Source organism: Sporomusa sp., from assembly GCF_035561255.1.
Taxonomy (GTDB): domain Bacteria; phylum Bacillota; class Negativicutes; order Sporomusales; family Sporomusaceae; genus Sporomusa.
The window spans coordinates 1-3,728 of sequence record NZ_DATMXX010000013.1 but is presented as its reverse complement, the minus strand read 5'-3'; the positions used below and the strand labels follow the sequence as shown (position 1 = coordinate 3,728).

Genomic DNA, 3,728 nt, shown 5'->3' with positions numbered 1-3,728 from the left:
GTGATATCTTCTCAGCCAGGTCATTCTATTGTGGGTGTTTGCAGATTGCTTTCTTATATATAAAGCTGTTGTGTTCTTTCCTTTCTAAGTTACGGATTATAGCTGCCTGCAGATATATCTTTTTATTTCAGGCATATATTTAGTCATAAAGAGAACTATTCGAGGGTTAAAGCAGGCAATTGATTGAGTGTAATGTTAATGATATTGGCTGCACATAAATGGAAGGGGAGCTCTTTGTGAAAAGACGCTATTTAATGGTTGGCACGATAGCACTTATGGTTGCTATGGCCGGTGTGGCGGAGAATCATTTATCAGAGGATGTGCAGACAATTTCTAAGGTTCCTACTACTCATAAAGTCGTGGCATTGACGATTGATGACGGACCGAATTATAAGGCGACACCGGAGATTCTGAACGTTTTAAGAGAAAAGCATGTAAGGGCAACCTTTTTTGTTCTTGGACAGAATGTCGAGAGTTTTCCGGAATTTCTCGCTCAGGAAGTGGCTGATGGTCATGAAATTGGGGCTCATACGTACAGTCATCCAACATTACCTAAGCTAAGTCCTCAAAAAATAACAGAGGAATTTGACAAAGCCGAGAAGGCCATTACGGCGATAGCACCTAAGCCTACATTATTCCGGCCACCCGGAGGATTCTACAATACCCAGGTCATTGAGATCGCCCGTCAGCGAGGTTATGCTGTTGTTTTATGGTCAATCGACCCCAAGGACTGGAGCTGTCCGCCTGCGGCAAGCGTTGTTGAAAAGGTAGTAACAGAGATTAAACCAGGCAGTATTGTGTTGCTGCATGATGGTCAGTATCCGTTACCTACACCGAAAGCGTTAGGCATTATCATTGACCGTCTTCGCGAACGTGGCTATGAGTTTGTCACTGTCAGCGAGTTATTTCAATACAATGAGGTCAGGCATTCGTTCAGTTTATTTAATGGTATTCTCTGATAAAGTGTGCATTAGTTGGACATATATATCAAAAAAATACAAAAATAACAAAAAAACCCCAGTTTTGCCCTTTACATTCAGTTTGAATAGAAGTATAATGAAATAGACCCAGTTGAAGGCCCAGTTAATTGATCATTAGTCCTTCTCATTAAGAGAAGCCCAGTGAGTAATTTACGAAAAGCTATCCGGGTACAATCTTAATAGGAGGAATTTTATAATGAATCAAGACAAAAACTTAACCTGTCGCGACTGTGGTGCTGGATTCGTATTCACAGCATCTGAGCAAGACTTCTTTGCAGAGAAAGGTTTCACCAACGAACCAGGTCGTTGCCCTGATTGCAGAGCAGCTCGCAAACAACAAAACAACAACCGCGGTGGTTTCGGCGGTCGTAGCAATAACTTCCAACAACGCGAAATGCACAATGTAACTTGTGCAGCTTGTGGCGTACAAACCCAAGTACCTTTCCGTCCAAGCAGCGATCGTCCTGTATATTGCAGAGATTGCTTCACTCAAAACAACAACAGATACTAAAAGTATCAACTCCCCTGCTTTCAGCAGGGGAGTTTTTTATTTACAGTAGTATATATTTCCTGGTAATGGTCTGAGGTTATCTTTGTCAGATTAATAGTGATCAGGCTAAAGGTCTATCGCAGTTAGAAACCTTGTAACTACGTCCTGGTACTCCTGTTTGCTATCTAAAACTGCTCTGCCGTGCCGGATGCCCGGAAATGTGTGGAGCTCCCGGTAGCCGCTTGTGGCTTTGTATAGTTGGCGGCTCATTTCCACAGGCACAATTGCGTCTGTTTCGCCATGAAGATATAAAATGGGAGTAGTAATGTGAGCTGCGGCGGCAAAAGGAGATATTGTTTCGTAGGAGAAGTCAGACTGAATATAGGCAGCCAGACTGGTATATTTCAAGAGGATATCAATCCATAGAGGATGTTGTGACTGGGTATGTTTAACAAGCTGTTGAGCCATTAATTTTGATAGTTCACTATAAGCACTATCAGCAACATAGAATTTTACCCGCTTTGAGGATTCATTCAGAGCTGCATGCATTATTGCTGTTGCCGCCCCCAGAGACACACCATGTATACCGATGATGCCGTCAGGCTGTTTTTCTTCGAGCCAGTCGACCCACTGGTCTAGATCATATTGTTCATAATAACCCCATGTTACGCAAGGTCCGCCACTTGCACCGTGGGCACGGGAATCATAAATCAGCAGGTTGTACCCCCTGTTAAGATACAGCTCCAGATAATGCATACCCATGGCCTGGGTGGCCGCTATCCCATGTACAAAGATTACGGTTTTATTTGAAGGCTTTGGATTGGGGATAAAGGTCCCTTCAAGAGTATAGCCAAAACGAGAATGAAGGCTGACCGGTTGCCAGCCTTTGGTTTCTATTCCGTGTTTAAGCCGGGTCTGAACATTATTATAATGCATAAATTCAACCCTTGTGTTCACTACACTGAGCCCATTATGGAGTATTATGCCAAGAAAAATGAAGATAGAATTTAAAATAATGAGGATTAGGAACGCAAGAACGACGAAGGTATTATAGTAGACTTTGCGCTTGTGCGTTTTTAGGGCAATATCCATTAGCAGCAACCTCCAGTACTGTAAAGTATTTCATAAGCAACTAGAGATAGGGTGCGTCATATACAAATAAAAAAACCACCGTAAAGTGGTTTTTTTAATTATTATTCTAAAGAATCCATATATCTCTGGAGATTATAGGGCTGCATCAATGGGATGACTGCTTTTTTTGTAAACTGGGCTTATAGCAGTAGTGAGCAATAATATCCTGTGAAACCACCAATTTTATGCCAGGGGCTAGTGTCGGGAGCAGCTTCGCCGGTTTAGTAACCCCAATAATCAGGCCGAGGGTATTAAATATGGTATTACTATTCTTTTTGTATAAATGCTGCCACAGATTGGGATAACGCAGGTTCAATGCATTGATGGCAAAAATCGAGTTTAACGCTGCCTGCCACCGATCGCGCATTTCTGATTCAGATCCGGCAGTACATAGTACAGCAGGTTGATCCGGCTGTAATGACCAGACAATGGAGGGATCATGGACAACACGCAGAAAATGCGATGAATTGCCGATGGCTTTAGTTGTTCCTGTTTTTGGATCAAATGCCAAACCATGAATCTGATCGACAACCACGCCGCCAGGAGCGCCAAGAGCCCAAAAATTGTGACTAAATGGTGTATAGGGAATCCTGAAGGCCCGGGCCTGAATACTCCATAATGCTGTCCAATTCTGATTGTCCATAGGCTCACCCTTGTTTATTTATGATTACTATTCTGATAAGAATGTTCCTGTAACGAAAAAGGTTGCTCTGGCTTTTACAAGCAGGTTATGGGCGCCGTCAAGAATATCAGCCTCTGCAACCATTGTCTGGTTACCAGTGTGAATTAGCGTACCAACAGCAATGATGGCTTCCTGACATTCGGCGCTGCGAATATAATTTAGATTCATATCTAGTGTTACTACCTTTTTTCCAGTGGTTGCGCAGGCCATTCCCATTGCGGTATCTGCCAGTGAGGCTAACGCACCGCCATGGGCCATGTTGTATAGGTTAGTATGTTTATTATTGGTTACCGGCATTGATAATTTTGCCATTCCTGGCTCTAGTTCAATAATCTCCATTTCCAGCAGATGTACAAACGGGTTTTTGGTGTAGAGTTTATGTAAGTGATTTTTTAGCAATAAAAGCTGCTCTGTCATATTCTGCCTCCTCTAAATTGTATACAAT

Annotated in this window: 5 protein-coding genes; 2 read left to right on the top strand and 3 right to left on the bottom strand. The window is 42.7% G+C overall.

Translation table 11 applies throughout. The annotated features are described in order from the left end of the window. Positions 1-236: 236 nt before the first annotated feature. Together VN379_RS00770 and VN379_RS00765 are read left to right on the top strand one after the other, a co-directional pair. On the top strand, positions 237-959 hold the full coding sequence (locus tag VN379_RS00770) for a polysaccharide deacetylase family protein (protein ID WP_325529804.1): 723 nt from the start codon (positions 237-239) through the stop codon (positions 957-959). Positions 960-1,176: 217 nt separating this feature from the next. Continuing rightward, a complete protein-coding gene (locus VN379_RS00765) occupies positions 1,177-1,491 on the top strand; it encodes a zinc-ribbon domain containing protein (RefSeq protein ID WP_325529802.1) in 315 nt (104 codons plus the stop codon). 105 nt (positions 1,492-1,596) lie between these two features. On the opposite strand, the gene VN379_RS00760 is transcribed toward VN379_RS00765, so the two are convergent. From VN379_RS00760 to VN379_RS00750, 3 genes are all read right to left on the bottom strand, one after another. Then, a complete protein-coding gene (locus VN379_RS00760) occupies positions 1,597-2,562 on the bottom strand; it encodes an alpha/beta hydrolase (protein WP_325529800.1) in 966 nt (321 codons plus the stop codon). A 145-nt stretch (positions 2,563-2,707) separates the two neighbouring features. Beyond that, positions 2,708-3,244, bottom strand: coding sequence for a hypothetical protein (locus tag VN379_RS00755; RefSeq protein WP_325529798.1), 537 nt, complete (start codon positions 3,242-3,244; stop codon positions 2,708-2,710). A gap of 27 nt (positions 3,245-3,271) precedes the next feature. After that, on the bottom strand, positions 3,272-3,700 hold the full coding sequence (locus VN379_RS00750; RefSeq protein ID WP_325529796.1) for a PaaI family thioesterase: 429 nt from the start codon (positions 3,698-3,700) through the stop codon (positions 3,272-3,274). Positions 3,701-3,728: the final 28 nt, after the last annotated feature.

Bases quoted from the DNA above. Each gene is read 5' to 3' on its own strand.
- VN379_RS00765 (WP_325529802.1), top strand. From the start codon at position 1,177: ATGAATCAAGACAAAAACTTAACCTGTCGCGACTGTGGTGCTGGATTC.
- VN379_RS00760 (WP_325529800.1), bottom strand. From the start codon at position 2,562: ATGGATATTGCCCTAAAAACGCACAAGCGCAAAGTCTACTATAATACC.
- VN379_RS00755 (WP_325529798.1), bottom strand. From the start codon at position 3,244: ATGGACAATCAGAATTGGACAGCATTATGGAGTATTCAGGCCCGGGCC.
- VN379_RS00750 (WP_325529796.1), bottom strand. From the start codon at position 3,700: ATGACAGAGCAGCTTTTATTGCTAAAAAATCACTTACATAAACTCTAC.